Annotated in this window: 21 protein-coding genes and 1 pseudogene; 10 read left to right on the top strand and 12 right to left on the bottom strand. The window is 72.7% G+C overall.

Translation table 11 applies throughout. The features are described 5' to 3' along the window. Positions 1-9: 9 nt before the first annotated feature. A complete protein-coding gene (locus tag CP976_RS26840; protein WP_150482631.1) occupies positions 10-369 on the bottom strand; it encodes a hypothetical protein in 360 nt (119 codons plus the stop codon). A gap of 144 nt (positions 370-513) precedes the next feature. Between CP976_RS26840 and CP976_RS26835 the strand changes: the two are divergent. The 7 genes and pseudogenes from CP976_RS26835 to CP976_RS26805 form a co-directional block, all read left to right on the top strand. Beyond that, positions 514-836: pseudogene (locus tag CP976_RS26835) on the top strand (hypothetical protein); the annotation flags it as partial. A 390-nt stretch (positions 837-1226) separates the two neighbouring features. Beyond that, entirely contained in the window at positions 1227-1763 is a 537-nt protein-coding gene (locus CP976_RS26830; protein WP_373304872.1) for a putative antibiotic biosynthesis monooxygenase, read from the top strand. A gap of 30 nt (positions 1764-1793) precedes the next feature. Then, positions 1794-4121: an aminodeoxychorismate synthase component I gene (pabB, locus tag CP976_RS26825; protein ID WP_150482630.1), complete on the top strand. Its 2328-nt coding sequence runs from the start codon at positions 1794-1796 to the stop codon at positions 4119-4121. Further along, a complete protein-coding gene (locus tag CP976_RS26820; RefSeq protein WP_150482629.1) occupies positions 4118-5641 on the top strand; it encodes an AMP-binding protein in 1524 nt (507 codons plus the stop codon). The genes pabB and CP976_RS26820 overlap by 4 nt, the downstream gene beginning before the upstream one ends. Positions 5642-5664: 23 nt before the next feature. Further along, positions 5665-7224, top strand: a complete 1560-nt coding sequence (locus tag CP976_RS26815; protein WP_150482628.1) for a class I adenylate-forming enzyme family protein — start codon at positions 5665-5667, stop codon at positions 7222-7224. After that, entirely contained in the window at positions 7221-8399 is a 1179-nt protein-coding gene (locus CP976_RS26810) for an FAD-dependent monooxygenase (RefSeq protein WP_150482627.1), read from the top strand. Before CP976_RS26815 ends, CP976_RS26810 begins: the two co-directional genes overlap by 4 nt. Before the next feature lie 11 nt (positions 8400-8410). Then, the gene (locus CP976_RS26805) at positions 8411-9211 is read left to right on the top strand and encodes an aminotransferase class IV (protein WP_150482626.1); all 801 of its coding nucleotides are present in this window, start codon (positions 8411-8413) and stop codon (positions 9209-9211) included. A gap of 86 nt (positions 9212-9297) precedes the next feature. Here CP976_RS26805 and CP976_RS26800 read toward each other — a convergent pair whose 3' ends face one another. Together CP976_RS26800 and pdxR are read right to left on the bottom strand one after the other, a co-directional pair. Continuing rightward, positions 9298-9765, bottom strand: a complete 468-nt coding sequence (locus CP976_RS26800; protein ID WP_150482625.1) for a carboxymuconolactone decarboxylase family protein — start codon at positions 9763-9765, stop codon at positions 9298-9300. Between the two features lie 48 nt (positions 9766-9813). Next, positions 9814-11202, bottom strand: a complete 1389-nt coding sequence (pdxR, locus tag CP976_RS26795) for a MocR-like pyridoxine biosynthesis transcription factor PdxR (RefSeq protein WP_150482624.1) — start codon at positions 11200-11202, stop codon at positions 9814-9816. 47 nt (positions 11203-11249) lie between these two features. On the opposite strand from pdxR, the gene CP976_RS26790 reads away from it, so the two are divergent. The 3 genes from CP976_RS26790 to CP976_RS26780 are packed head-to-tail and all read left to right on the top strand — an operon-like array spanning position 11250 to position 12918. Continuing rightward, positions 11250-11759 (top strand): carboxymuconolactone decarboxylase family protein, encoded by a 510-nt coding sequence (locus tag CP976_RS26790; RefSeq protein ID WP_150482623.1) that lies wholly within the window; start codon positions 11250-11252, stop codon positions 11757-11759. Next, positions 11756-12202: a carboxymuconolactone decarboxylase family protein gene (locus CP976_RS26785; protein ID WP_150482622.1), complete on the top strand. Its 447-nt coding sequence runs from the start codon at positions 11756-11758 to the stop codon at positions 12200-12202. Before CP976_RS26790 ends, CP976_RS26785 begins: the two co-directional genes overlap by 4 nt. Further along, a complete protein-coding gene (locus tag CP976_RS26780) occupies positions 12199-12918 on the top strand; it encodes an isocitrate lyase/PEP mutase family protein (RefSeq protein ID WP_150482621.1) in 720 nt (239 codons plus the stop codon). The genes CP976_RS26785 and CP976_RS26780 overlap by 4 nt, the downstream gene beginning before the upstream one ends. A gap of 6 nt (positions 12919-12924) precedes the next feature. On the opposite strand, the gene CP976_RS26775 is transcribed toward CP976_RS26780, so the two are convergent. The 9 genes from CP976_RS26775 to CP976_RS26735 form a co-directional block, all read right to left on the bottom strand. Further along, the gene (locus CP976_RS26775; RefSeq protein ID WP_150482620.1) at positions 12925-13881 is read right to left on the bottom strand and encodes an ABC transporter substrate-binding protein; all 957 of its coding nucleotides are present in this window, start codon (positions 13879-13881) and stop codon (positions 12925-12927) included. Position 13882: 1 nt separating this feature from the next. Continuing rightward, complete coding sequence (locus tag CP976_RS26770; RefSeq protein ID WP_150482619.1) at positions 13883-15832, bottom strand: ABC transporter permease; 1950 nt, start codon at positions 15830-15832, stop codon at positions 13883-13885. Continuing rightward, the gene (locus tag CP976_RS26765; protein ID WP_150482618.1) at positions 15832-16905 is read right to left on the bottom strand and encodes a quaternary amine ABC transporter ATP-binding protein; all 1074 of its coding nucleotides are present in this window, start codon (positions 16903-16905) and stop codon (positions 15832-15834) included. The genes CP976_RS26770 and CP976_RS26765 overlap by 1 nt, the downstream gene beginning before the upstream one ends. A gap of 32 nt (positions 16906-16937) precedes the next feature. Then, a complete protein-coding gene (locus CP976_RS26760; protein ID WP_150482617.1) occupies positions 16938-18470 on the bottom strand; it encodes a GMC family oxidoreductase in 1533 nt (510 codons plus the stop codon). A gap of 86 nt (positions 18471-18556) precedes the next feature. Then, positions 18557-20077: an aldehyde dehydrogenase family protein gene (locus CP976_RS26755; RefSeq protein ID WP_150482616.1), complete on the bottom strand. Its 1521-nt coding sequence runs from the start codon at positions 20075-20077 to the stop codon at positions 18557-18559. Positions 20078-20370: 293 nt separating this feature from the next. Next, positions 20371-21360 carry a malate dehydrogenase gene (locus CP976_RS26750; RefSeq protein WP_086845363.1) on the bottom strand — a complete coding sequence of 330 codons (990 nt, stop codon included), beginning with the start codon at positions 21358-21360 and terminating at the stop codon, positions 20371-20373. A 466-nt stretch (positions 21361-21826) separates the two neighbouring features. Beyond that, positions 21827-23107 (bottom strand): helix-turn-helix domain-containing protein, encoded by a 1281-nt coding sequence (locus CP976_RS26745; RefSeq protein ID WP_167537428.1) that lies wholly within the window; start codon positions 23105-23107, stop codon positions 21827-21829. Positions 23108-23487: 380 nt separating this feature from the next. After that, complete coding sequence (locus tag CP976_RS26740; RefSeq protein WP_229875620.1) at positions 23488-23979, bottom strand: DUF3017 domain-containing protein; 492 nt, start codon at positions 23977-23979, stop codon at positions 23488-23490. 427 nt (positions 23980-24406) lie between these two features. Next, entirely contained in the window at positions 24407-25261 is an 855-nt protein-coding gene (locus CP976_RS26735) for a bifunctional methylenetetrahydrofolate dehydrogenase/methenyltetrahydrofolate cyclohydrolase (protein WP_086602564.1), read from the bottom strand. Between the last annotated feature and the right edge of the window lie 48 nt (positions 25262-25309).

Below are 25309 nucleotides of genomic sequence, written 5' to 3'. Positions count from 1 at the left end.
CGACCCCGGTCAGCCGCCGCCGCTGCCGGAGCCCGAGCAGCCGAAGCCGCCCCGGTCGACGGCCTCGCTGCGGCTGAAGGTGCCGTTGTCGGCGTAGCGGCCGCTGACGTCGGCGTCGTAGTACCAGTCGGCGTTCGTGGTGGCCGTCTTGCCGGTCTTCTTGCGGCCCTTGCCGTAGGAGGAGGACGAGGAGCCGGACTTGCAGTTCTTGTCGGCGACGATCTTGTAGCCGTTGAGGTAGTCGTAGCTGTCCCGGTCCACGCAGCGGCGGTCCGGGTCGGAGCCGCACGCGGACAGGGCCGCCGCGAGGACACCCATGCCGCCCAGCACCACCGTGCTCGAACGCAGTCGTCGCCGTGTTTCAGCCATGCGCGTGTCTCCCCGTGTCCCCGTCGTGTACTACGTATGCCTGTCATGTACTGCTGAGCGGTCAGCCTAGAGACCGGTGCGAGCGGGCGCGCATCACCCCCCGGCTCACGCCCCTGCCCCTCCTGTCCTTTTGTGATCCTTGGAATGGTCTGCGCCCTTGGTGCGGCGGTCTGCTTCGGTACGGCGACGGTGTTGCAGGCGACGGCCGCGCGGGCGGTGGCCACCGGCCCGGGCGGGGACGTGGCGCTGTTGTGGCGCTCGGGGTGCGGCTGAGCCGCATGGAATGGGCGGCGGTGGGGGCGGTGTGCGCCGGGCTCGCGGTGCCGGGGCCGGCGTCCGGGGTGGAGGGCGACCAGGCCGGGCCGGTCCGGCTGAGGTGGGCGATGCTCGCCGCGGCGGGCGGGGTGCTGCTGCTCGGCGGGGTGGCAGGGCGGCTCCCGGAGCGGGGGCGGGCGCTCGCGCTAGGGGGTGTCCGTAAAGTCCCGTCGTCCGCCCGGAGGGCGGGCCCCGCGGCGTCCGGTGCGTGCTCTGGGGGCACCCCCGGCCGAAGGCTGGGGGAGTGCCGGGCGCACCCGCGTACTGGTTGTACGCGGGCGTCCGCCCGGTGCGGCGAGGCGCTGGAGAGCGCGCTTGCTCCCAGGTGATCCGAAAGGGGGCGCCCGGACGATCGGAGGGGTCACGCCGGCCTGCCGGAGAGGTCACGCCAGGTGATCGGGGGGTGTTTCCCACCTGCTGAAAAGCTTCACGTTCCGGACGGCCGGAAAATTGTTTGTTGAATCTTGAACGCGGGTGAACCGCTTTCCGTATGGGACGGCGTGACCAGTAATCCCGTCACGGTCACCGTGGCCTATCGCGTGATGCCGGGCCGGGCGGCCGACTTCCACTCCTGGGGGTGGGCCATGCTGGGCGCGACCGCGCGGCAACCGGGGTTTCTGGGGGGTGGGGTACTTGTCGACGGAGGGGCGGAGTGGCATGTCGTCTATCGCTTCGCCAGCGAGGGTGCGGCCCTGGCCTGGGAGAAATCGCCCTCCCGGGCACAGTGGGACGCCCGGCTGGAGGGTCTCGCCCAGGAGGCGGAGCGCAGGCGGGTGCCGGGCGCCCGGGCCTGGTTCGAGGCGCAGACTCTGACACCCGCGCCGCCGGCTCCGCCGTCGAAATGGAAACTGTGGTTCGTGAATATGAGCGCGGTTTTTCCGCCGGTGCTCCTGTTCAATCTGACGGTGCTTCCCTATCTCGGTGACCTCAATGCACTGTTCCGCACGCTGTTGTTATGTCTGTGCGTGACGGCCCTGGTCACCTGGATTCTCATGCCGCGACTCCAGCGTTTCTTCAGGAAATGGCTGTACCCGTCGCTCCAGGCGCTCCGCGGACGGCACAAACGCCGGGCCACGTAGGCCCGCGAACGAACAGAGGGAGGTGGGCGGGTGAAGACCCTGCTCATCGACAATTACGACTCGTACACGTACAACCTGTTCCAGCTGATCGCCGAGGTCAACGGCGAGGAGCCGGTGGTCGTCCGCAACGACGCCGCCGTCGAGGGGGTTCCGGATCTCCGGGAGTTCGACAACCTGGTGGTGTCCCCGGGTCCCGGGCACCCGGCGGACGCGCGTGACTTCGGCATCGCGGCCAGGCTGGTCGCGACCTCCCCGGTTCCCGTGCTCGGCGTGTGTCTCGGCCATCAGGGCATCGCGCTCGGGGAGCACGGGGTGGTGGGACCCGCTCCGGAGCCGCGGCACGGGCATCTGTCGACGATCCGGCATGACGAACGCGACCTGTTCCAGGGCCTGCCGCAGAACTTCACCGCCGTCCGCTACCACTCGCTGTCCGTCCGCGAGCCGCTGCCGGAGATGCTGGAGGCCACGGCCTGGGCGGAGGACGGCGTCCTGATGGGCCTGCGGCACCGCACCCGGCCGCTGTGGGGCGTGCAGTTCCACCCGGAGTCCGTCCTCACGGAGTTCGGCCATCGCATGCTCGTGAACTTCCGCAACCTGACCGCGAAGCGGGCCGGCAAGCTGCGCACGAAGAACACGGCGGTGCCGTCGCACGAGTCGTCGGCGCGGCGCCGCGTGGTGGTACCGGAGTGCGAGGCGGGGGTGTCGCGGCCGCCCGCGGCGGATTCGGCAGGCTCGGTACCGGCACGGGCCCTCGTCACGGCCGGACCCCGGTCCCGGGCCGTGCCCGACGACGCCCTGGTTCCCTCCGTGCCGGCCGCCCCGCCCGCCGCCACCATCCCCCGCCCCCGTCGCCCCCAGCGCGTCGGGTACCGGCTGCACAGTCGGCGGATCGCTGGTGCGGTGGATGCCGAGGCGGCGTTCGCGCGGATGTACGCGGGGTCTTCGCGGGCGTTCTGGCTGGACAGTTCGCTGGTGGAGCCGGGGCGGTCGCGGTTCTCGTTCTTCGGGGACGACAGCGGGCCGCTGGCCGAGTTCGTGCGGTACGACGTCGGCAGCGGGCGCTGTGAGATCGAGCGGGCGGGGCGGCCGGCGCGGAAGGTCGCGGCCAGTGTGTTCGACTACCTCAAGCGCCAGTTGACCAGCCGCCGGGTGGACGCGACCGGGCTGCCGTTCGACTTCACCGGGGGCTATGTCGGCTACTTCGGCTACGAGGTGAAGGCGGACTGCGGGTCGCCCAACCGCCACCGCTCCCCGGCCCCGGACGCCGCCTGGCTGTTCGCCGACCGGGTGATCGCGGTGGACCACCAGGAGGGCTTCACGTACGCCGTCTGCCTCGCGGAGGACACCCCGCAGGCCGCTCGGGAGGCCGCCGACTGGCTGGAGAGCGCGCTGGCCGACCTCACGTGCGTGGTGACGGAGCGGCCGCCCCTGCCCGTGCCCGGGGGTCCGGCGGACCCCGGCGCCGCCGAGCCGTGGCTGGTGCGGGACCGGGCGACGTATCTCGCGGACATCGAGGCGTGCAAGCGGGAGTTGCGGGCGGGCACCAGTTACGAGGTCTGCCTGACCAACGCGGCCCGGCTGCCCGCACCGCCCGACGCGTTCGCGTTCTACCGGACGCTGCGCCGCGACAACCCGGCCCCGTACGCGGCGTTCCTGAGGTTCGGCGAGCTGGAGGTGGCCGGGTCCTCGCCCGAGCGGTTCCTGCGGATCGGGCGGGACGGCACCGCCGAGGCCAGGCCCATCAAGGGGACCGCGCCGAGGGGCGACGGGCCGGAGGAGGACGCCCGGCTGCGGGACGCGCTGGCCTCGGACGCCAAGACCAGGGCCGAGAACCTGATGATCGTCGACCTGCTCCGCAACGATCTGGGGCAGGTCTGCCGGACCGGATCGGTGCGGGTCTCCAAGCTCATGGCCACGGAGACGTACGCCACCGTGCACCAGCTCGTCTCGACCGTTCAGGGCAGGCTGCGGGCGGACACGGACGCGGTGGACTGTGTCCGGGCCTGTTTTCCCGGCGGCTCGATGACCGGCGCGCCCAAACTGCGCACGCTGGAGATCATCGACTCGCTGGAGTCCGAGGCCCGGGGCGTGTACTCCGGCGCCCTCGGTTACTTCGGGTGCGGCGGCGGCGCGGATCTCAGCATCGTCATCCGTACCGCCGTCTTCGCCGACGGCGAGATGCATCTGGGCGCGGGCGGAGCGATCGTCCTCGGCTCCGATCCGGACGCGGAGTACGAGGAGATGCTGCTGAAGACCGCGGCCCCGATGCGGGCCCTGCACCAGCACACGGCCGACCGGATCCGGGGACAGGCCCCGCCGGGAGACCGGGCCGGGGCCGCCGAGGAGGCGCGGCGATGACCAGTCCGCAGGCCGTGCTGCACCCCGCCGAGGCGGAGGCGCCCGGGAACCTCGCCGCCCAGCTCGCGGAGCTCGCCGAGCGGCGTGGGTGGGGCGGGCGGACCGCCTTCCACCAGGGGCACCGGGCCTGGACCCACGGCGAGGTGCACGACCTCGCGGCCCGGGCCGCGACCGTGCTCGCCGGACACGGGGTGGGCCCCGGGGACCGTGTGCTGCTGGCGCTGCCCGACTCCCTCGCCTGGGTGACGGCCTTCCTCGCCACCGCCCGCCTCGGCGCCGTCGCCGTCCTGGTCAACCCCGAACTCCCCGCGGCCGACCACGCGTTCCTGACCGAGGACACCGGGGCCGTGCTCTGTGTGACGGGGCCGGGCCTGGAGGAGCGGTTCACCGGACTGGCCCGCCTGGGCGCCGACCAGCTCATGGCGCTCGCCCCCGCCGCCGAGCCCGCGCCCGCCCACCAGGTCGACGCGCACACCCCGCTCTACGTCCAGTACACCTCCGGCACCACGGGCCGTCCCAAGGGCGTCGTGCACACGCACGGCGATCCACGGACGTACCACGACCTCGTCGGCCGGCGGGTGCTGCGGATCACCGCGGAGGACGTCACCCTGTCGGTGTCGAAGCTGTTCTTCGCCTACGGCTTCGGTAACGCCTTCGTCTTCCCGCTCTTCTCGGGCTCCTCCGCGGTGCTGGTCGACCGGCGGCCCACCCCGGCGACCATCGACGAGCTCGTCGCCCGGCACCGGGTGACGCTGCTGTACTCCGTGCCGTCCGCGTACGCCGCGCTGGTGGCCGAGCGGGGCCACGGGCACGAGGGCTGCTTCGCCTCGGTGCGGGCCGCGGTGTCGGCCGGCGAGGGGCTGCCGGAGGGGCTCGCCCGGCAGGTGACCGCGTTGTCCGGCGCGCCCGTGCTGGAGCAGATCGGCTCCACGGAGGCCGGTCACGCGTTCTGCGCCAACGGTTTCGCCCACAACCACCCGGGCACCGTCGGCCGTCCCGTCCCGGGCTTCGAGGTGGAGCTGCGGGACCGCGACGGCCACCCGGTGCCGGACGGCGAGGAGGGCGAGATGTGGGTGCGCGGGCCGACGGTGACGCCCGGCTATCTGAACCGGCCGGAGGAGACCGCCCAGGCCCTGGTCGGCGGCTGGCTGGCCACCCGCGACCGGGCGTGCCGCGAAGCGGACGGCTCCTACCGGCATCTGGGCCGGGCCGACGACATGGAGATGGTCGGCGGCATCACCGTCTCCCCGCTGGAGGTGGAGGCCGTGCTGCGCGGCCATCCGGCGGTGCGGGAGGTGGTGGTCGCGGCCGTGCCCGACGGGCGGGGCGCGAGCCGGCTGCGGGCCTTCGTGGTTCCCGCGTCACCGGTGCGGGACGGCCTGGCGGACGAGCTCGTCGGCCTGGCGCGGGAGAGCCTCGCCGCGTTCAAGGTCCCCCGCAGCGTCAGCTTCGTCCCGTCGCTGCCGCGCACGGCGACCGGGAAGCTCCGCCGCCATCTGGTGCGACGGGGCGCCTGGTGAACCCCGCAGAGAGGAACGACCCCATGCGAGCACCCCTGTTCACCGAACGCGGCTTCTATCTCGGACCGGTCTTCCGGCGTGCGGCCGACCGGCACGGTGCCGTCCTCGTCACCCTGGACCGGCCGCTGGACGTGGCCCCCGCCCTCGGGGTCGACCTGAGCTACACCGTGCTGGCCGACCTGGTCGAGGACCTGTCCGGTCGGCTGTGGGAGGCCGGGGTGCGGCCCTCGGAGCAGGTCGTCGTGCACAAGGCGGACAACGTCGACATCATGCTGCTGACCTGTGCCGTCGCGCGGATCGGCGCCGTGCCCGTGCTGCTGTCGCCCGCGCTGGCCCCCGCCGTGGCAGGGCAGTTGCTCGAACGGCTGCGCAGGCCCTGGCTGATCACCGACAGCCCCACCCTGGACGGCCTGCGGGCGCTCGCCCTGTCCGGGCTCGTGCGGCGGACGCTCTGCGTGGACGACGCGGCCGGGGCGGAGTCCCTGGCGAAGTTCGCCGGCGTGGAGCCGCCCCCGCCGGTCCGGCTGCATCCCCGCGAACCCGCCCTGATCACCCACAGTTCGGGCACCACCGGCGTGCCCAAACTGGCCGTGCACTGCGCGCACACCATGTGGAACCGGCTCGTGCCGCAGCAGGCGATGGGCTGGCCCACGCGTGGCGAGCCGGCGGCGCTGCACATGTCGTTCGTGCACTCGCGCTTCTACCATCTGCTCGGCGTCCTGCTGCACTTCGGCAGCCCGCTCGTGCTGATCACCGACCCGGACCCGGCGGCGGTGGGCCCGCTGCTGGTCCGGCACCGGCCCGGCATCGTGGAGACGCACCCCAACACGTTCGTGCTGTGGGAGGAACTGGCCGACGCGCCCGGTGCCCCGCTGTCCCGGGTCCGGGCGTACGGCTCCACGTTCGACGCGATCCATCCGCGCACCGTACGGCGGCTGCTGGGCGCGTCCCGGCGCCGTACGCCCTGGCTGGTCCAGCTGTACGGGCAGAGCGAGACGGGCCCGGTGGCGTTCCAGGTGGTGACCCGGCGCAGCGCGGCCCGCGCGGACGGCCGCCGGGTCGGGTTCGGGATACCCGGCTTCACCCGGGTCCGGGTCACCGACGCCGGGGGCGGGCGGGTCCCGCCCGGCACCCCGGGCCGGATCGAGGCCCGTACCCGGGGACGGATCCTCACCTACCTCGGCATGCCGGAGCGCTACGACCGTCAGCTCACCGACGGCTGGTGGGAGATGGGCGACATGGGCTACCGGAGCCGTCTGGGCGCGCTGTACCTGATCGACCGGGAGGTCGACCAGATCGACGCCGTGCACAGCAATCTGGAGGTCGAGGACACGCTGATGTCCCGGCTGGAGGAGCTGCGCGAGGTCGTCATCGTGCCGGGCGCGGACCGGGAGCCGGTGCCGGTGGTGTGCGTGCGCGGCGAGCGGCCCCTGGACCCGGAGCGCTGGCGGCGGGCCACGGCGGGGCTGCCGGCGATGGCCGAGCCGCGGCAGTGGCGGTTCGAGGACCTGCCGATGACCGCGACCTGGAAGGTGAAGCGGGTGGAGATCGCCCGGATGCTCGCCGAAGGCGTCCGGGCATGACCCCGGTCTTCGTCGTGGGCGCCGGTCCCGTGGGCCTGTCGGCGGCTCTGGCGCTGCGGGCGCACGGCCTGCCGGCCGTCCTGCTGGAGGCGGACCCGGAGGACCGGGGGCGGCCGGGCAGCCGGGCCCTGTTCGTGCACCGGGAGACCCTCGGCCTGCTGGAGGCGATGCGGCCCGGCCTCGCCGCCGAGATCACCTCGTACGGGCGGACCTGGCACACCAGGCGCACCCTCTACCGGGGACGTGAGGTGTACTCCCGCACGTTCCCGCCCCCGTCCGGCCCGCCGCCCTTCACCAGCCTGCGCCAGACGGACACCGAGCGGTTCCTGCGCGCTGCCTGTACGGAGGCCGGGGTGGAGTTCGTGTGGGGCGCGCGCGTGACGGGCGTGAGCACCGGCGAGACGGAGGTCCGGCTGACCGGTGAGGACGGGCGGGTGTGGTCCGGCGCGTTCGCGATCGCCGCCGACGGAGCCCGCTCCACGGTCCGGCGCGAGCTGGGCATCGCCCTGGAGGGCACGCACGGCGAGGGCTTCCACGTCGTCGTGGACGTCGCCGACGTGCCGGGCGCGGAGCTGCCGCTGGAGCGGGTCTTCCACTACGAGCATCCCGGGGTGGGCGGGCGCAGTGTGATGCGGGTGCCGTTCACCGGGGGTTTCCAGGTCGACCTCCAGTGCCGGGACGACGACCGGCAGGAGGAGTTCGGCACCGAGGAGGCCGTACGGCGCTGGCTGCCCTCGGTCGTCGGGGACGGCTACGGCGAGCGGATCCTGTGGGTGTCGACGTACCGCTTCCTGCGCAAGGTGGCGGCGTCGTTCACCGATCCGCACCGGCGGGTGCTGCTGGCCGGCGAGGCGGCGCATCTCTTTCCGCCGTTCGGGGCACGCGGCATGAACAGCGGGATCGCGGACGCGGCGGCCGCCGCGGAGGCGATCGCCGCGGGGACCGGCGAGGCGGTCGCCGGGTTCGCCGGCGTGCGGCGGGCGGCGGCCCTGTTCAACAGTGCCGCCGCCGGTGCCGCCCTGGACCATCTGCGGCCGCGCCGCCGGACCGTCCGGGTCAGGCAGCGGGCCGCGGCGGCACTGGCGCCGGTGCTGCCGTGGTGCGGGTCGTGGCTGGAGCACGCGCCGTACGGGCCCCGGCACGGGGCACCGGCCGTCGCGGGCCGCAAGTACTGAGGAGGCTTCGGGTGACGACACCGGCGGTGGCGGAAGGCCTGTGGACGTGGACGCCCGGGCGTGGCCTGGCCCCGGCCCCGGACCAGGTGGCCGGGGGGCGGTTGCTCGTCGCGGACTCGTGGCTGGTGCGCGAGGGCCGGGTGCGGGCGTACGACCGGCACCGGGAGCGGTTCGCGCGGGCCTGCGGCGACTGCGGAGGGCCGGAACCGCGCCGTATCGACGCGTTCTGGCGGGACGTGACCGCCGTACTGCCGCGCACCGGTGCCTGGTTCCCGCGGGTGGAACTCGTGGCGGGATCGCTGGAGTTGCGGCTGCTGCTGCGGCCCGCGCCGCCGCTCGGCGCGGAGGTGCGGCTGTGGGCGGCGGGCCAGTCCGATCCGCGGACCGCGCCCCGCCGCAAGGGCCCGGACCTGGACACGCTGGCACGGGTGCGCCGCCGGGCCTGCGGCGAGGGCGCGGAGGAGGCGGTGCTGATCGCGCCCTCGGGCACGGTGCTGGAGTCGGCCACCGCCAGCGTGCTGTGGTGGGAGGACGACACCCTGTGCCTGCCCCCGCCCCGGCTGCCCGTCCTGCCGGGTGTGACGGCGGGGCTGGTCCAGGAGCGGGCCCTGCGGTCCGGGATCCGGATCGCGCACCGGGAGCGGACCGTGGCCGAGCTGGACGGCCGTGAGGTGTGGCTGGTGAACGCGCTGCACGGGATCCGGCCCGTGACGGGCTGGACCGGGCGGCCCATGCGGGTGCCTCCGGTGGAACGGGCCGGGGAATGGCGGGATTGGCTGGACGGCTTGATGGAGCCGCTGCCGGGCGGCTGAATTCATGAATGCCGAGGGCGCCGGGCCGAATTCGACCCGGCGCACATTCCGCTGCCTTATTCAGCCTTTCGGCACCATACGTTCATTCAGCCCTTCGGGGCCATACGCGTCGCTATCGCAATCCGGTTGTACGCGTTGATGACCGTGGCCGACCAGATGAGCGCCGCGATCTGGTTCTCGTCGAACACCCCGGCCGCCTCGGCGTACACCGCGTCCGGGACGCGACCGTCGTGGACGAGGGTCACCGCCTCCGTCAAGGCCAGTGCCGCGCGCTCGCGTTCGGTGAAGAACGGCGTCTCCCGCCAGGCGTTCAGGGCGTAGATGCGCTGCTCGGTCTCGCCCTGGCCGCGGGCGTCCCTGGTGTGCATGTCGATGCAGAACGCGCAGCCGTTGATCTGCGAGGCGCGGATCCTGACCAGTTCCAGCAGTTCCGGTTCGAGTTTGGCGTCCTGGGCCGCGGAAACGGCGGCGGCGTGCAGGGAGCCCATTGCGGCCGAGACGTCGGGGGTTATTTTCTTGAGGGCCACGCGGGATATGGAAGTGCTTTCGCTCATGGGGTGACCATATCCGTTGGACGGCATTCCGGAGGAGAATTCGCGCGATTATCCGGGCAGTACCGCGCACAGTGCGTCCAGCGCCCCCGACCACGCGTGGTCCGGCGGTGTCCCGTAGCCGACGACCAGGGCGTCGGTCGGCTCGACGACCGAGGCGGCGTGCCGGTAGCGGGTGAGCCCGTGGACCGCCAGGCCCTGCCAGTGGGCAGCCTGGAGCACCGACTGCTCGGTGCCAGGCGGCAGCCGCAGCAGGACGTGCAGGCCGGCCGCGATGCCGGTGACCCGGGCTTCGGAGGTCCGGGCCGCGACGGCGGCGACCAGGGCGTCCCGGCGGCGCCGGTAGTGCAGGCGGGTCGCGCGGACGTGGCGGTCGTAGGCCCCGGAGGTGAGGAACTCGGCCAGGGTGAGCTGGTCCAGCACCCCGCAGATGTCGACCCCGCCCTTGGCCGCCACGATCTCCTCCGCGAGGCCCGGCGGCAGCACCATCCAGGCCAGCCGCAGCCCGGGCGCCAGCGACTTGCTCGCGGTGCCCAGGTAGACCACCCGGTCGGGGTCCAGACCCTGGAGAGCGCCCACGGGCTGACGGTCGTAGCGGAACTCGCCGTCGTAGTCGTCCTCCAGCACCAGCCCGCCGGTGCGGCGCGCCCAGTCCACGACGGCCGCGCGACGGTCGCGGTGCAGGGGGACGCCCATGGGGAACTGATGGGCGGGCGTGAGGAGGACCGCGTCGGCGGCGGACAACGCGCCCGGGTCGGTGCCCAGTCGGTCGAAGGGCAGCGGGACCGTGCGCAGACCGGACGCGGCCAGGAGCCTCCAGTGCACGTCGAGCCCGTACGACTCGACGGCGACCGTCCGTGCCCCGCGCGCCCGCAGGGCCGTGCCGAGCAGCTTCAGGCCGTGCGCGAAGCCGGCGCACACCACGATCCGTCCGGGCTCGGCGCGTACGCCCCGGGCCCGGGAGAGGTAGCCGGCGAGCGCGGCGCGCAGCTCGGGGCGGCCGCGGGGGTCGCCGTAGTCGAGGGCGTGGTGGGGGGCGGCGGTCAGGGCGCGGCGGGCGGCCTTGAGCCACTCCGCGCGCGGGAAGGAGGCCAGGTCGGGGCTGCCGGGGCGCAGGTCGTAGGCGGGTCGGCCGCGTTCGCGGGCGCGGGGTGCCGTGCCCGCCGGCGGGACCACCGTCCGGTCGGCGACCCGGGTCCCCGAGCCCTGGCGGGCGGTGAGCCAGCCCTCGGCGACCAGGTCGGCGTAGGCGTCGGCGACCGTGTTGCGGGCGATGCCCAGGTCGGCGGCGAGCGCGCGGGAGGAGGGCAGCCGGGTGCCGGGGGCCAGCCGGCCGGAGCGCACCGCTTCGCGCAGCGCGTCGGTCAGCCCCCGGCGCAGACCCGGGCCGGTCGGCTCCAGGTGCAGATCGATGCCTAAAGTGGCCCACTGTTCCGCCATGGAAATGGACCATACCCCTGGGCTGCTTCCTTCCTAGGGTCGAGGACATGACGACACACACCGATGACGCGACGACCGTGGAGTACGCCCCCGAGCAGCCCGCCCGCCTGGACTGGGCCAAGCACGCGCCCGAGGTCTACAAGGCGATGGTCCGGCTGGAGATCGCCGCCCGGCAGGGACTCGACCACAAGCTGTACGAGCTGGTGAAGATCCGCGCCTCCCAGATCAACCACTGCGCCTTCTGCATCGACATGCACACCAAGGACGCCCTGGCGACGGGCGAGAGTGTCGAGCGGATCCTCCAGCTCAGCGCCTGGGACGAGTCGCGGCACTTCTACACCGCGAAGGAGATCGCGGCCCTGGAGCTGACGGAGGCCGTGACGGTCCTGACGGACGGTTTCGTGCCGGACGAGGTGTACGAGAAGGCCGCCGAGCACTTCGAGGAGGCCGAGCTGGCACAGCTCATCGCCGCGATCACGGCGATCAACGCCTGGAACCGCTTTGGGGTGACGTGCCGTATGGCGCCGGGGCACTACCAGCCGGGCCAGTACAAGTGACGGCCCGGACACGGCTGCTGGACCCGGCGGTCGGCCGGGCCCTGTCCGCGCTCAGCAAGGTCGCCAAGCAGGGCCTCGGCGACCCGGCCCTCGCCGAACTCGTCGTGATCCGCGCCTCGCAGGTCAACCACTGCGCGTTCTGCCTCGACATGCATCTCGCGATCGCCCGCGAGTACGGGGTGAGCGAGAAGCAGCTCGACCTGCTGGCGGCCTGGGAGGAGGCCGGGGACGTCTTCGACGAGCGGGAGCGTGCCGCGCTGGCGCTGACCGAGGCCGTGACGGTGCTGACCGCCGGTTTTGTGCCGGACGAGGTGTACGAGCAGGCCGCGAAACACTTCGACGAGGCCGAACTCGCCCATCTGATCGGCCTCGTCGTCGCCATCAACAACTGGAACCGGGTGATGGTCAGCCGCCGGATCCCGCCTGGGGGGTACACGCCATGAGCAAGGTTGAAGTGTTCCGCGCCCTGCACCGCCACCGGGCGCCCGGCGATCCCCTGGTCCTGCCCGGCCCCTGGGACGCGGCCAGCGCCCGGGTGTTCGCCGAGGCCGGGTTCCCGGCGCTCGCCACGCCCAGTGCCGGGGTCGCCGCCTCCCTCGGCTACGAGGACGGGCACACCCCGGCCGACGAGATGTTCGCGGCGGTCGCCCGGATCGTCCGGGCCGTCGACGTGCCCGTCTCGGCGGACGTGGAGGGCGGGTACGGGCTCGCGCCCAAGGAGCTGGTGGAGCGGCTGCTGGAGACGGGGGCGGTGGGCTGCAACCTGGAGGACTCCGAGGGCGGGGTGCTCAAGGACCCGCGTGCGCACGCCGACTGGCTGGCCGAGGTGCGGTCGGCCGCGGCGGACCGGCTCTTCGTCAACGCGCGCGTGGACACCTTCGCCCGCGGGGTCGCCGACCCCGGACAGGCCGTGGAGCGGGCCGCGTTGTACGTCGCCGCGGGCGCCGACTGCGTCTACCCCATCGGGGCCCCGCCGGAGGTGCTGCCACTGCTGCGGGCCGGCATCCAGGGGCCGATCAACGTGGGCGCCCCGGTCGGCGAGGGCCCCTCGCCCGCCGAACTCGGCGCGCGAGGGGCCACCCGGATCACCTTCGGGCCCGGGCTCCAGCGGCGGGCCACCCGGGCCCTGCGGGAGATCGCCGAAGGCCTGCGACCGTAGGGACGCTCAGGACAGCCACTTCTTCCACGTGGACTTGTGGCTGTCCGCCCACTTCTTCGCCGCGTCCTCCGGCGTCATCTTCTTGTCGGCGATCATCAGGGAGACCTCGTTCTGGTCCTCGGTCGTCCACTCGAACTTCTTCAGGAAGGCCGCCGCCTTGCCGCCGTTCTTCGCGAAGCCCGAGTTCAGGTACTTCTTCAGCGGCGTGTGCGGATAGGCGCAGGCGACCTTCTCCGGGTCGGCGTCGCAACCCTCCTTGTACGGCGGCAGCTTCACCTCGGTCATGGGGACCTTCTTGAAGAGCCACTGGGGCGTGTACCAGTAGGTGAGGAAGGGCTTCTTCTCCTTGGCGAACTGCCGCATCTGCGTGATCTGCGCCGCCTCGGAGCCCGCGAACACCACCTGGTAGTCCAGCTTCAGGTTCTTCACCAGCGCCTTGTCGTTGGTGACGTAGGACGGCGAGCCGTCCATCAGCTGGCCCTTGTCGCCGCTCTCCGGGGTGCGGAACAGGTGGGAGTACTTGTTGAGGTTCTTCCAGTTCGTGATGTCCGGGTGCTGCTTGGCGAGGTACGTCGGGACGAACCAGCCGATGTGGCCGGTGACGCCGAGTTCACCGCCGTCGGTGATCGTCTTCTTGTCCTTGACGTACCGCTGCTCCTGCTCGGGGTGGCCCCAGTCCTCCAGGAGCGCGTCGACGCGGCCCTGGCTGAGGGCGTCCCAGGCGGGCACCTCGTCGACCTGGACGGTGTCGACGCGATAGCCCAGCTCGTGCTCCAGGATGTACTGGGCGACGGCCACGTTGGCTTGGGCGCCCACCCAGGACTGCACGGACAGGGTCACGGTCTTGGCGCCCTGCGCGTTGGCGAAGGGCGAGGCCTGCTTGGTCATGTCGGCGGCGCCGCAGCCGGTGAGCAGCGCCAGGGAGCTCAGAGCGGCGACGAGGGCCGTCTTGCGGACTCGCATGTCACGCTCCCTTCTTCGCGCGGCGTTCGGTGGGCTGGGTCACCCGGTCGAGCATCAGTCCGAGGCAGACGATCGCCCCACCGGCCACCAGACCGGTCGCGAGGTCGCCCTGGGCGAGGCCGAAGACGACGTCGTAGCCGAGCGCGCCACCGCCGACCAGGCCGCCGATGACGACGACGGCGAGGACCAGGACGAGGCCCTGGTTGACGGCGAGCAGCAGGGCCGGGCGGGCCAGCGGGAGCTGGACCTGCTTCAGCTGCTGCCAGCTGGTCGCGCCGAGCGAGCCGGAGGCCTCCAGCGCGGCCGGGTCGACCTGGCGCAGGCCCTGGGTGGTGATACGGACGACGGCCGGGAGCGCGTACACGATCGCGGCCGCGACGGCCGGGGCGCGGCCGACGCCGAACAGGGCGACGACCGGGATCAGGTACACGAACTGCGGCATCGTCTGGAAGACGTCGAGGACGGGGCGCAGCGCCCGCTCCAGGCGGTCGCTGCGGGCCGCGGCGATACCGACGGCGAACCCGACGACGAGGGTGACGGCGACGGCCGCGAGGACCTGGGAGAGGGTGTCCAGGGAGGGCTTCCAGACGCCGAGGACGCCGATCGCGGCCATGGCGAGGACAGCGGTGAGCGCGGTGCGCCAGGTGCCGATCACCCAGGCGAGGGCGGCGACGATCAGCAGGACCCCCCACCAGGGCAGCGCCTGCAGGCTGTCCCGCATCGGGTCGAGGACCCAGGTGGTGAAGTGGCCGGCCCAGTCGGCGGTGCCGCCGATGACGGGGACGCCGGAGTACAGGTGCGCGGTCATCCAGTCGACGGCGCGGTTGACGGGCTCGGCGATGCCGACGATCCAGGCTTCGGGCCAGTCGAGCCGGCCGGCGAGACGCCCGGCGACCGCCACGGCGACCACGCCGATGAGGGCGACGAGCCAGCGGACTCCGCTGCGGGGTTCCGGTTCGGCGCCGAGCTTCTCCCCCGCCGCGCCGGTGACGCGGTCCAGGACGACGGCCAGCAGCACGATCGGGATACCGGCGGCGAGCGCGGCACCGACGTCGACCGAGGCCAGTGCCTGGTAGACGCGGTCACCGAGACCGCCCGCGCCGATGACGGCCGCGATGACGGCCATGGACAGCGCCATCATGATCGTCTGGTTGACGCCGAGCAGGAGTTCCTTGCGGGCCAGCGGGAGCCGGGCGGTCAGCAGCCGCTGCCGTGCGGTGGAGCCGAGCGACGCGACGGCCTCCAGCACCTCCTTGTCGGCGCCGCGCAGACCGAGCGAGGTCAGGCGGGCCATGGGCGGGGCGGCGTAGATGACGGTGGCCAGGACGGCCGCCGGGACGCCGATGCCGAAGACCAGCACGACCGGCAGCAGGTAGGCGAAGGCGGGCAGCACCTGCATGGTGTCCAGGACCGGGCGCAGGACGCGGTCCATCCGGTCGGAGAGACCGGCGGCGAGCCCGAGCAGCATGCCGACGACGACCGACGCGACGACCGCGACGACCATCAGGGCGAGTGTCTGCATGGTCGGCACCCACATGCCGAGCAGGCCGCAGGCGAGGAACGCGACGGCCGTGCCGAGCGCGAGCCGCACGCCCGCGACGCGCCAGGCGACCAGCGCGCCCAGGGCCGTGACGCCCGCCCAGCCGATGGCGAGGAGGGTGAGGTAGACGGCCCGTACGGCGATCACGACGACGTTGCTGACGTGGCCGAAGAAGTACAGGAACAGCGGGTGGCTGTCGCGGTTGTCGATGATCCAGTCGCTGGCCTTGGCGAGCGGCTCGGAGAAGTCGACGGTCAGTGCGCTCGGCCAGGTGCCGCTCGCCCAGCGGGCGTTCGCCAGCGGCACGAGGATCGCCGCGGCGACGGCCAGGAGCAGCAGCTTCTGGAAGGCCCGGCTCTTGAGCAGCCCGGGCAGGCCGATACGGGGCGGGGAGGCGGTGATGGTCGCCATCACACCGCCCCCTTGGGCTGCTCGGTCCCCGGCGGGGCGGGCTGCTCCGTGCCGGCGACGACGCCGAGCAGCGTGTCGGAGTCGATCACGCCCACGCAGCGGCCCTTGTCCATGACGCGGGCCGGTGCGCCGGCGCGGGCGACCGCCTCGATCGCCTCGGAGACCGTCGCCTCGGGCCGGACCGCCGGTCCGCTGCCGTCCTGGTCGGCGGAGGGGCGGCGCATGGCCGTACGGACGGTCATGACCTGCTCGCGCGGGACGTCCCGGACGAACTCGCGGACGTAGTCGTCGGCGGGCGAGCCGACGATCTCCTCGGGCGTGCCGAGCTGCACGACCCGGCCGTCGCGCATCAGGGCGATGCGGTCGCCCAGCTTGAGGGCCTCGTTGAGGTCGTGGGTGATGAAGACCATCGTGCGGCCTTCCTCCTGGTGCAGCCGGACGACCTCGTCCTGCATGTCGCGCCGGATCATCGGGTCCAGGGCGCTGAACGGCTCGTCGAACAGCAGGACTTCGGGGTCGGCGGCGAGCGCGCGGGCGAGCCCGACGCGCTGCTGCTGACCGCCGGAGAGCTGGCCGGGGCGGCGGTGCTCCATGCCTTCCAGGCCGACCTTGGCGACGACCTCGGCGGCCCGCTCGCGCCGCTCGGCCTTGCCCATGCCCTGGATCTCCAGGCCGTAGGCGACGTTGTCGAGGACCGTGCGGTGCGGCAGCAGGCCGAAGTGCTGGAAGACCATGGCGGCGCGGTGGCGGCGCAGTTCACGCAGCCGGGAGCGGTCCATGGCGCGGACGTCCTCGCCGTCGATGGCGATGGTGCCGGCGGTCGGCTCGATCAGCCGGGTCAGACAGCGCACCAGCGTGGACTTGCCGGAGCCGGACAGGCCCATGACGACGAAGACCTCGCCCTTGCGCACGTCGAAGCTGACGTCGCGGACGGCGGCCGTGCAGCCGGTGCGGGAGCGCAGCTCGGCGGGGTCGAGGGCGGTGAGCTCGGGATCGGCGGGAACGCGGTCGGCCTTGGGGCCGAACACCTTCCACAGGCCCTCCACCGAGAAGACGGGAGTTGTGGTGTCCATGGTCTGCTCCGTGGGGGGTTCGAGGGTCGCGGTCACCGGGAACCACCACCGATCAGCTCGGCGGCCTTCTCCCCGACCATGAGCACGCCGATCATCGGGTTGACGGTGGTCATCGTGGGGAACACGGAGGCATCGGCGATGCGGATGCCCTCCAGGCCGCGGATACGCAGCTCGGGGTCGACGACCGCGAGCCGGTCGTCGGCGTCGCCCATCTTGCAGGTGCCCGCGGGGTGGTAGACGGTGTGCGCGACCTTGCGGGCGTACTCGCCGAGTTCCTCGTCACCGGTGACGTCCGGGCCCGGGGCCACCTCGCGCTTGAGCCAGCCGGCCAGCGGTTCGGTCTTGGCGATCTCGCGGGCGATCTTGATGCCGTCGACGAGGGTCTTGCCGTCGTAGTCGTCCTCGTCGGTGAAGTAGCGGAAGTCCAGGGCGGGCTTGGCCTCGGGGTCGGCGCTGGTCAGGTACAGCCGCCCGCGGCTCTTCGGCTTGGGGATGTTCGGGGTCATCGAGACGCCGAACTCCGGCCGCTGGTACCCCAGTCGCTCCGGGTTGTCCGTGAACGGGATCTGGTAGAAGTGGAACATCAGGTCCGGGTGCGGCAGTTCGGGGTCGCGGCGCACGAACAGGCCCGCGTCCGAGTCCATCGCGGAGTTCTCCGGGATGGGGCCGTTGGTCTCCCACACGATGACCGACTCGGGGTGGTCGAGCAGGTTCTCGCCGACGCCCGGCAGGTCGTGCGCGACGGGGATGCCGAGCTTCTCCAGGTCCGCCTTCGGGCCGATGCCGGAGTGCATCAGCAGCCGGGGCGAGTCGACGGCGCCGGCGCACAGCAGGACCTCGCCCCGCGCCCTGACGAGGATCTCCTCGCCGTCCTTGGTGCGCACGTGCACGCCCTCGGCGCGGTTGCCGTTCAGCTCCAGCTTGTACGCCCAGGTCTCCAGCAGGATCGTCAGGTTGGGGCGCTCGTCCATCACCGGGTGCAGATACGCCACCGACGCCGAGGACCGCTTGTTGTTCTCGGGGTGGTAGGCGAGGTCGAAGAAGCCGACGCCCTCGGTGAACGGCTTCTTGTTGAAGCCGTCGACGCGCGGCACGCCCAGCGCCTCCTGGGCGGCGTCGACGAAGTCACGGGCGATGGCGTTCCGGTCCTTCTCGTCGACCGGGACGACATTGTTGAGCAGGCGGGCGAAGTACGCCTCCATCTGCACCGCGCCCCAGCCCTTGGCGCCGGCGGCCTCCCACTCGTCCCAGTCGGCGGGCAGCGGCTTGAACGCGATCAGCGTGTTGTGCGAGGAGCAGCCGCCCAGGACCCGGGCCCGGCTGTGCCGGATGTGCGAGTTCCCGCGCGGCTGCTCGGTGGTGGGGTAGTCGTAGTCGAGCTCGCCGCCCAGCAGGCCCATCCAGCGGCGCAGGGTCAGCACGTCGTCGCGGCCGACGTCGCTCGGGCCGCCCTCGATGACGGCGACGGTGACGTCGGGGTTCTCGGTCAGTCGGGAGGCGATGACGGAACCTGCGGTTCCGCCGCCTATGACGACGTAGTCGAATTCGTGGGTGTTATCGGGCATGGGCGTGGTACTCCAGGGGGGCTGAGGTCTGCGGGGAGTCGGGGATCCGGGGAACGAGGTGCGAAGGATGCCGTCGGGAGTGCGGGTCAGCCCGCGAACCAGCGCACCGGCTTCGGCGCGAGGTTCTGGTAGACGTGCTTGGTCTCGCGGTACTCGGCGAGCCCGGCCGGGCCGAGCTCGCGGCCCACTCCGCTCTTGCCGAAACCGCCCCATTCCGCCTGCGGCAGGTAGGGGTGGAAGTCGTTGATCCAGATCGTGCCGTGCCGCAGCCGGCCGGCCACGCGCCGGGCGCGGCCCGCGTCGGTGGTCCAGACGCCGCCCGCGAGCCCGTACTCGGTGTCGTTGGCGAGGGCGACGGCCTCGTCCTCGGTGCGGAAGGTCTCGACGGTGAGGACCGGCCCGAAGACCTCCTCCCGCACGACGCGCATCTCGCGGTGGCAGTGGTCGAGGACGGTCGGCTCGTAGAAGTAGCCGTTCTCCGGGCGCTGCGGGGAGGGTTCGGGGCGCTTGCCGCCGGAGCGCAGCACGGCGCCCTCCTTGAGGGCGGACTCGACGTACATCTCGACCTTGGCGCGCTGCTGCTCGGAGACCAGCGGGCCGCACTCGACGCCGTCCTCGGTGCCGCGGCCGAGCCGGATCCTCTCGGCCCTGCGGGCGAGTTCGGTGACGAAGCGGTCCCGCACGGACTCCTCGATGATGAGGCGGGCGCCGGCCGAGCAGACCTGGCCGCTGTGGATGAAGGCGGCGTTGAGGGCCTGGTCGACGGCGGTGTCGAAGGCCTCGTCGGTGGCGCAGGCGTCGGCGAAGACGACGTTGGGGTTCTTGCCGCCGAGTTCGAGGGCGACCTTCTTGACGGTGGGCGCGGCGGCCTGGGCCACCTTGGTGCCGCTGATCAGGCCGCCGGTGAAGGAGACGAGGTCGACGTCGGGGTGCTCGGAGAGGCGCGCGCCGACCGAATGACCCGGCCCGGTGACGATGTTGGCGACTCCGGCGGGCAGTCCGGCCTCGACGAGCAGCTCGATCAGCGCGATGGTCGTCATCGGGGTGATCTCGCTCGGCTTGACGACGAAGGTGTTTCCGGCGGCCAGGGCCGGGGCGATCTTCCAACTGGCCTGGAGCAGCGGGTAGTTCCAGGGCGTGATCATCGAGCAGACGCCGATGGGCTCGTGGACGACGACGCTGTGGATGTCGGACGAGCCGGCGTCCACGACCCGGCCCGGGCTCTCGGCCGCGACGAGGTCGGCGAAGTACCGGAAGGCGTCGGCGACGCAGTCGATGTCGACGCGCCCTTCCTCGACGGTCTTGCCGGCGTCACGGCTCTCCAGCAGCCCGAGCTGCTCGCGGTCGCGCACGAGCAGGTCGGCGACGCGGCGCAGCAGCGCGGCCCGCTCGGCGGCGGGCGTCCGCGGCCACTCCCCCTCGTCGAAGGCGCGCCGGGCGGCGGCGATCGCCAGATCGGTGTCCTTCTCGTCACCCTCCGCGACCACGGCGAACGGCAGGGCGTCCGCGGGGTCGAGGATCTCGCGCGTGGCGCCGGAGACGGCCGCACGCCATTCCCCTCCCGCGTGGATGGTGCTGCGCGCCTGGAGTTCGTTGCTTTCCGCCATGATCGCTTTCGCCTTCCGTTCCTGATCAGCGCCCCTGTGTCACAGATGTGTCACTAAGAGACCGAGTGCGCATGCCCTGGTCCTCCGGATGCATGCGCGATCGGTGGCCGAAAGTGCGCTGTGTCACTGGAGATGCGGGCAATCAGGGCGAAAGCGGGCGCCGATCGAGCGTGGTGACGTCGGCAGCGCCACGAGGACCGGGGCCGGAAAGCCCGCAGGCCCCGTACCGGACGGAACCGGTACGGGGCCTGCGCGGCGACGCGGAGAGACTCCGGTCGGAAGAGCCGGGCGACTCAGATGAGGCCGAGGCCGCGGACCGCCTCGCGCTCCTCCTCGAGCTCCTTGACGGAGGCGTCGATCCGGGCGCGGGAGAACTCGTTGATCTCCAGGCCCTGGACGATCTCGTACTTGCCGTCCTTGCAGGTGACCGGGAAGGAGGAGATCAGGCCCTCCGGGACGCCGTAGGAGCCGTCCGACGGGATGCCCATGGAGACCCAGTCGCCCTCGGCGGTGCCGTTGACCCAGGTGTGGACGTGGTCGATGGCGGCGTTGGCGGCGGAGGCGGCCGACGAGGCGCCACGGGCCTCGATGATGGCGGCACCGCGCTTGGCGACGGTCGGGATGAAGTCCTCGGCCAGCCACTTCTCGTCGTTCACGACCTCGGCGGCGTTCTTGCCGGCGACCGTGGCGTGGAAGATGTCCGGGTACTGGGTGGCGGAGTGGTTGCCCCAGATGGTGAGCCGCTTGATGTCGGCGACCGTGGAGCCGGTCTTCTTCGCGAGCTGGGTCAGGGCGCGGTTGTGGTCCAGACGGGTCATCGCGGTGAACCGCTCGGCCGGTACGTCGGGCGCGGCGGCCTGCGCGATGAGCGCGTTCGTGTTGGCCGGGTTGCCGACGACGAGGACCCTCACGTCGTCCGCGGCGTGGTCGTTGATCGCCTTGCCCTGCGGCTTGAAGATGCCGCCGTTGGCCTCCAGCAGGTCGCCGCGCTCCATGCCCTTGGTGCGGGGGCGGGCGCCGACGAGCAGGCCCACGTTCGTGCCGTCGAAGGCGACGTTCGGGTCGTCCGTGATGTCGATGCCCGCCAGGAGCGGGAACGCGCAGTCGTCCAGCTCCATGGCCGTGCCCTCGGCCGCCTTCAGGGCGGGCGTGATCTCCAGCAGGCGCAGCTTCACCGGCACGTCCGCGCCGAGCAGCTGACCGGAGGCGATGCGGAAGAGCAGGGCGTAACCGATCTGGCCGGCCGCGCCGGTGACGGTGACGTTCACGGGAGTGCGGGTCATGGCGTTCTCCGTATGACAGCTGGCGGTGGGGCGTCCCTGCCCCGGACGTTTGATCGATCTCTTGGCGTCAAGAGATCCATCCAGCGGTCAGGCTATCGCGCATCCGGGATCCCGGACGGCCGGGTCGGTGTGGCCCACCCCACAACTCACCCGCACCCGCACAAAAGGCGGCCGCCCGTCCGGGAGAGGTGGACGAAGGCGGCCGCCTGGGGGGAACCGACCAAGCCGGACTCCCGTGGGGGTACGGTTCGCGTGCCCGCGATTCCGCCGGGCAATCCTCCCTCTCCGAAATTCGTTTCCCGACGGGGCCAGGCCGCCCGCCAAAGGCAGACAACCCGATCGCACGCCCGGCACACCGCCGGTCCAAACGCCCGCCGCGCGCCCAGCACCCGCCGGATCCCAGCCCCCAACCCGCAGCCCGGGCGCCCGCCGGACGTCACGCGTCCCCGCGGGACCAGGCCGCCCCCTACTCCGTGCAGCCCTGCCGGCCGGACGCGAGCGTGGCGCAGGCCTTGGCGTCGGCGGCGTTCTTGACGGACACCATGGGGGTGTACGCGATGGTGTCGCCGGCGACGGTGATGTTCCCGGACTGCTTCGCCTTGCCCGCGCTGACCTGGACCTCGTCGCCCTGTGCCGCCTGGGTGATACGGCCCCAGGCCGCCTTGCAGGTGTCGCTGTAGCGGACCTCGACGACGGTCGTGCCGACGGTCGCGGTCTGGGCCGTGGTCACCAGGTCACCACTGCATCCCATGCTCTCCGCGTCCTTGCCGGTGCAGCTGTCGCCGCTGCACTTCACGCCGGGCGGCAGATCCGGGTTCGTGCTGGCGGTCGGCGTGGGCGACTTGGTGGAGCCCTTGGCCTCGTCGTCGCCACCGCCACCGGTGAGGTAGAACGCGCCGGCGATCACCACGAGCACGCCCACGACACCCGCGAGGAACGTCGCGGTCCGCCGCTTGCCGCCGGGACCAGCAGAACCACCAGACCGACCAGAGCCGCCAGTGCCACCGGCACCACCAGCCCCACCGGCATCCACCGGTACGGCGTCCTGCGGCGCGGTGCCGTACGAGCCCGCCCCGGCGCCCGGGGTCCGGACGGTCCCGGGACCCGAAGCGGGCGTAGAGCCGGTTCCCGGGCCGGCGGTGCGCCCGCGGCCCTGGGCCGGGCGCTGGTAGCCGGCCACTCCCCACGAGTTGACCCCGGTCGAACCGCTGCCGGTGGAATCCTGCGCCTCGGGGGCCGTCGGCTGCGCCGGCACGGTCGGAACCACGCCTGCCGGGCCCGCGATCCCCGGCGTGACCGTGGCGCTGCCGCTTCTGCGGGCCGGCCGGCCGCCGCCCGCGGGGGCCGGCTTGCCGTCGCCCTTGGAACCGGCGGAACCGGCCGAGGGGCTCCCGAAGTCCTGCCCGCCGAACTCCCCGAGCGCGGCGCGCGCCTGGGAGATCCGTATGGCCTCCATCGTCATGTCGTGCCGCATCTCCGAGCGGCTCCAGGCGCGCTCGGCGAGCTCCCACATGGTGGTCAGGTGCACCGGATTGGTCCCCGTGACCTCGGCCAGCGCCACGATCGCGCCCTTGGGCGCGAGCAGCCGGCCGTTCAGATAACGCTCCCACGACGTCTTGCTGTAGCCCGTGCGGTCCGCCACCGACGCGATGCTCAGCCCACTGCGGTCCACGAGTCTGCGCAGCTGGCTGGTGAACTCCCTGATCTGTGGATCGAGCTCATCCGGCAAGGCCCTCCAACGAGGCATTGCGTCCCCCCTCTTCCCCCCGGTACGTGCTGTTATTACCCGCGCTGTTCGCCCCGCGCGTCGGCGGCCTTGGCCGAGTCCCCGTTCTGGCTACCCACAGGGATGCGTCCACTCAGGATCTCAGTTCCCTGAGCGGGGGCGCACAGAAGCGTAGGAGTCGCGCGCGATACACCCTGGACCGTCCCGATTGTCCATGCCAACCCCGTGGTTGCACCAGTTCGTGCCGAATCTGCCTGAGGAAGTACCGGAACCAGTACCGGAACCGTCACTTCCGTGCCACAGCGCGCTGACAGCCGTTGAACAGGCTCTTCGCCGTGCAGGAGGGTTGGCCGTGGCGGCGGTCCGTCCTTCCTCGGGGGAGAGGACGGGCCGCCGTCCGGTCACTCGCTGGTGACCGTGAAGTGCAGCGTGTCCTTCAGGAACGGGATCTGGAGCCAGGGATTCGGCTGCGCCATCATCACCAGCAGGACGATCGCCAGGCCCATGACGCCGTAGGTGACGATGTCCGTGAACCGGGAGCGGACGGCGAGCATACCGACGTCCGGCAGCAGCCACCGCATCGCGCCACCGCTCAGCAGGGCGATGCCGATCAGCAGCGTCCCGAGCCGGAACTGACCGAAAGCGGTCACCAGCAGCCCGAGTCCGACCAGCCCGAGCACGGCGAGGACGGGCCACTGCCGCGCCGGCGCGAACGCGTCCCCGGGCGCGGCCCGGCCACCGCCCTCGGGCCGCGCGGTGTCCTTGGTGAACAACGGAAAGCGCCGGGTGACCCGCCGCGGCCGCCCCTGGGCATCGGGCGCGCTGACGGGATCCCGCACGGTGAGATCGCCGCCCTCCACCCGCACCCCCCGGTCGGCGTCACCGTCGCGCACCCCCGGGTCGGCGTCACCGTCGCGCACCCCCGGGTCGGCGTCACCGTCGCCCGCACCCGGCGCGTCCGCCTCGCTCTGCCCGGCCCGCGCGCTCCGGTCGGCCGGAGCGCCCTCCGCGCCGGCACCGTTCTGCGCGCTCCGGCCGCTGGACACTCCGGCAGCGCTCGGAACGGCGTCCGCGACACCCCGGGCGTCCCGCACGCCCCGGCCGGCCGTGGCACCCTCCGCGCCGGCACCGTCCCGCGCGCTCCGGCCGCTCGGCGCTCCGGCAGCGCCCGGGGCGACGCCCGGGGCCCCCTGATCGTCCTGCACACTCCGCCCGGCCGTGGCGCCCTCCGCGCCCGCGCCGTTCTGCGCGCTCCGGACGGCCGCCGCACTCTCCGTGCTCCCGGCGCCCGAGGCGCTGCCCGCGCTCCCCGCGTCCCGTTCAGCCGACACTGCGCTCCGCCGCCTCGACCACGTTGACGAGCAGCTGGGCGCGGGTCATCGGGCCGACTCCGCCGGGGTTCGGGGAGATCCAGCCGGCGACCTCGGCCACGTCGGGGTGGACGTCGCCCACGATCTTGCCCTCGGCACTGCGGGAGACGCCGACGTCCAGGACGGCCGCGCCCGGCTTGACGTCCTCGGCGCGGATCAGGTGGGCGGAACCGGCCGCGGCGACGATGATGTCCGCGCGCTTGAGGTGCGCCGACAGGTCACGCGTGCCGGTGTGGCACTGGGTCACGGTCGCGTTCTCGCTGCGCCGGGTCAGCAGCAGCGGCATCGGCCGGCCGATGGTCACACCCCGGCCGACCACCACGACCTCCGCGCCCTTGATCTCCACGCCGTAGCGGCGCAGGAGGGTCAGCACGCCGTTGGGGGTGCAGGGCAGCGGGGCCGGCTCGTTCAGGACCAGACGGCCGAGGTTCATCGGGTGCAGGCCGTCCGCGTCCTTGTCCGGATCCATCAGTTCCAGGATGCGGTTCTCGTCGATGCCCTTGGGCAGCGGCAGTTGCACGATGTAACCCGTGCAGGCCGGGTCCTCGTTCAGCTCGCGGACGGCCGCCTCGATCTCCTCCTGCGTCGCCGTGGCCGGCAGCTCGCGCTGGATGGAGGCGATGCCCACCTGCGCGCAGTCACGGTGCTTGCCGGCGACGTACTTCTGGCTGCCGGGATCGTCCCCGACCAGGATCGTGCCGAGGCCGGGCGTGACGCCCTTCTCCTTCAGCGCCGCCACGCGGGCGGTCAGATCGGACTTGATCGCGGCTGCGGTGGCCTTGCCATCGAGAATCTGGGCGGTCATGCCCCCATCCTCGCGGATGACCCGCCCACGGTTCCAATCCGGCCGCAA

The sequence above is a fragment of the Streptomyces coeruleorubidus genome (genome assembly GCF_008705135.1).
Taxonomy (GTDB): Bacteria; Actinomycetota; Actinomycetes; order Streptomycetales; family Streptomycetaceae; genus Streptomyces; species Streptomyces coeruleofuscus.
Note: the sequence above shows the minus strand (reverse complement) of the source record. Positions and strands in the feature narration are given on the sequence as shown.

What these genes read in the sequence shown, in the direction of transcription:
- CP976_RS26840 (WP_150482631.1), bottom strand. Translation starts at nt 369, where the DNA reads ATGGCTGAAACACGGCGACGACTGCGTTCGAGCACGGTGGTGCTGGGC.
- CP976_RS26830 (WP_373304872.1), top strand. Translation starts at nt 1,227, where the DNA reads ATGCCGGGCCGGGCGGCCGACTTCCACTCCTGGGGGTGGGCCATGCTG.
- CP976_RS26820 (WP_150482629.1), top strand. Translation starts at nt 4,118, where the DNA reads ATGACCAGTCCGCAGGCCGTGCTGCACCCCGCCGAGGCGGAGGCGCCC.
- CP976_RS26815 (WP_150482628.1), top strand. Translation starts at nt 5,665, where the DNA reads ATGCGAGCACCCCTGTTCACCGAACGCGGCTTCTATCTCGGACCGGTC.
- CP976_RS26810 (WP_150482627.1), top strand. Translation starts at nt 7,221, where the DNA reads ATGACCCCGGTCTTCGTCGTGGGCGCCGGTCCCGTGGGCCTGTCGGCG.
- CP976_RS26800 (WP_150482625.1), bottom strand. Translation starts at nt 9,765, where the DNA reads ATGAGCGAAAGCACTTCCATATCCCGCGTGGCCCTCAAGAAAATAACC.
- pdxR (WP_150482624.1), bottom strand. Translation starts at nt 11,202, where the DNA reads ATGGCGGAACAGTGGGCCACTTTAGGCATCGATCTGCACCTGGAGCCG.
- CP976_RS26790 (WP_150482623.1), top strand. Translation starts at nt 11,250, where the DNA reads ATGACGACACACACCGATGACGCGACGACCGTGGAGTACGCCCCCGAG.
- CP976_RS26780 (WP_150482621.1), top strand. Translation starts at nt 12,199, where the DNA reads ATGAGCAAGGTTGAAGTGTTCCGCGCCCTGCACCGCCACCGGGCGCCC.
- CP976_RS26775 (WP_150482620.1), bottom strand. Translation starts at nt 13,881, where the DNA reads ATGCGAGTCCGCAAGACGGCCCTCGTCGCCGCTCTGAGCTCCCTGGCG.
- CP976_RS26770 (WP_150482619.1), bottom strand. Translation starts at nt 15,832, where the DNA reads ATGGCGACCATCACCGCCTCCCCGCCCCGTATCGGCCTGCCCGGGCTG.
- CP976_RS26765 (WP_150482618.1), bottom strand. Translation starts at nt 16,905, where the DNA reads ATGGACACCACAACTCCCGTCTTCTCGGTGGAGGGCCTGTGGAAGGTG.
- CP976_RS26760 (WP_150482617.1), bottom strand. Translation starts at nt 18,470, where the DNA reads ATGCCCGATAACACCCACGAATTCGACTACGTCGTCATAGGCGGCGGA.
- CP976_RS26755 (WP_150482616.1), bottom strand. Translation starts at nt 20,077, where the DNA reads ATGGCGGAAAGCAACGAACTCCAGGCGCGCAGCACCATCCACGCGGGA.
- CP976_RS26750 (WP_086845363.1), bottom strand. Translation starts at nt 21,360, where the DNA reads ATGACCCGCACTCCCGTGAACGTCACCGTCACCGGCGCGGCCGGCCAG.
- CP976_RS26745 (WP_167537428.1), bottom strand. Translation starts at nt 23,107, where the DNA reads ATGCCTCGTTGGAGGGCCTTGCCGGATGAGCTCGATCCACAGATCAGG.
- CP976_RS26735 (WP_086602564.1), bottom strand. Translation starts at nt 25,261, where the DNA reads ATGACCGCCCAGATTCTCGATGGCAAGGCCACCGCAGCCGCGATCAAG.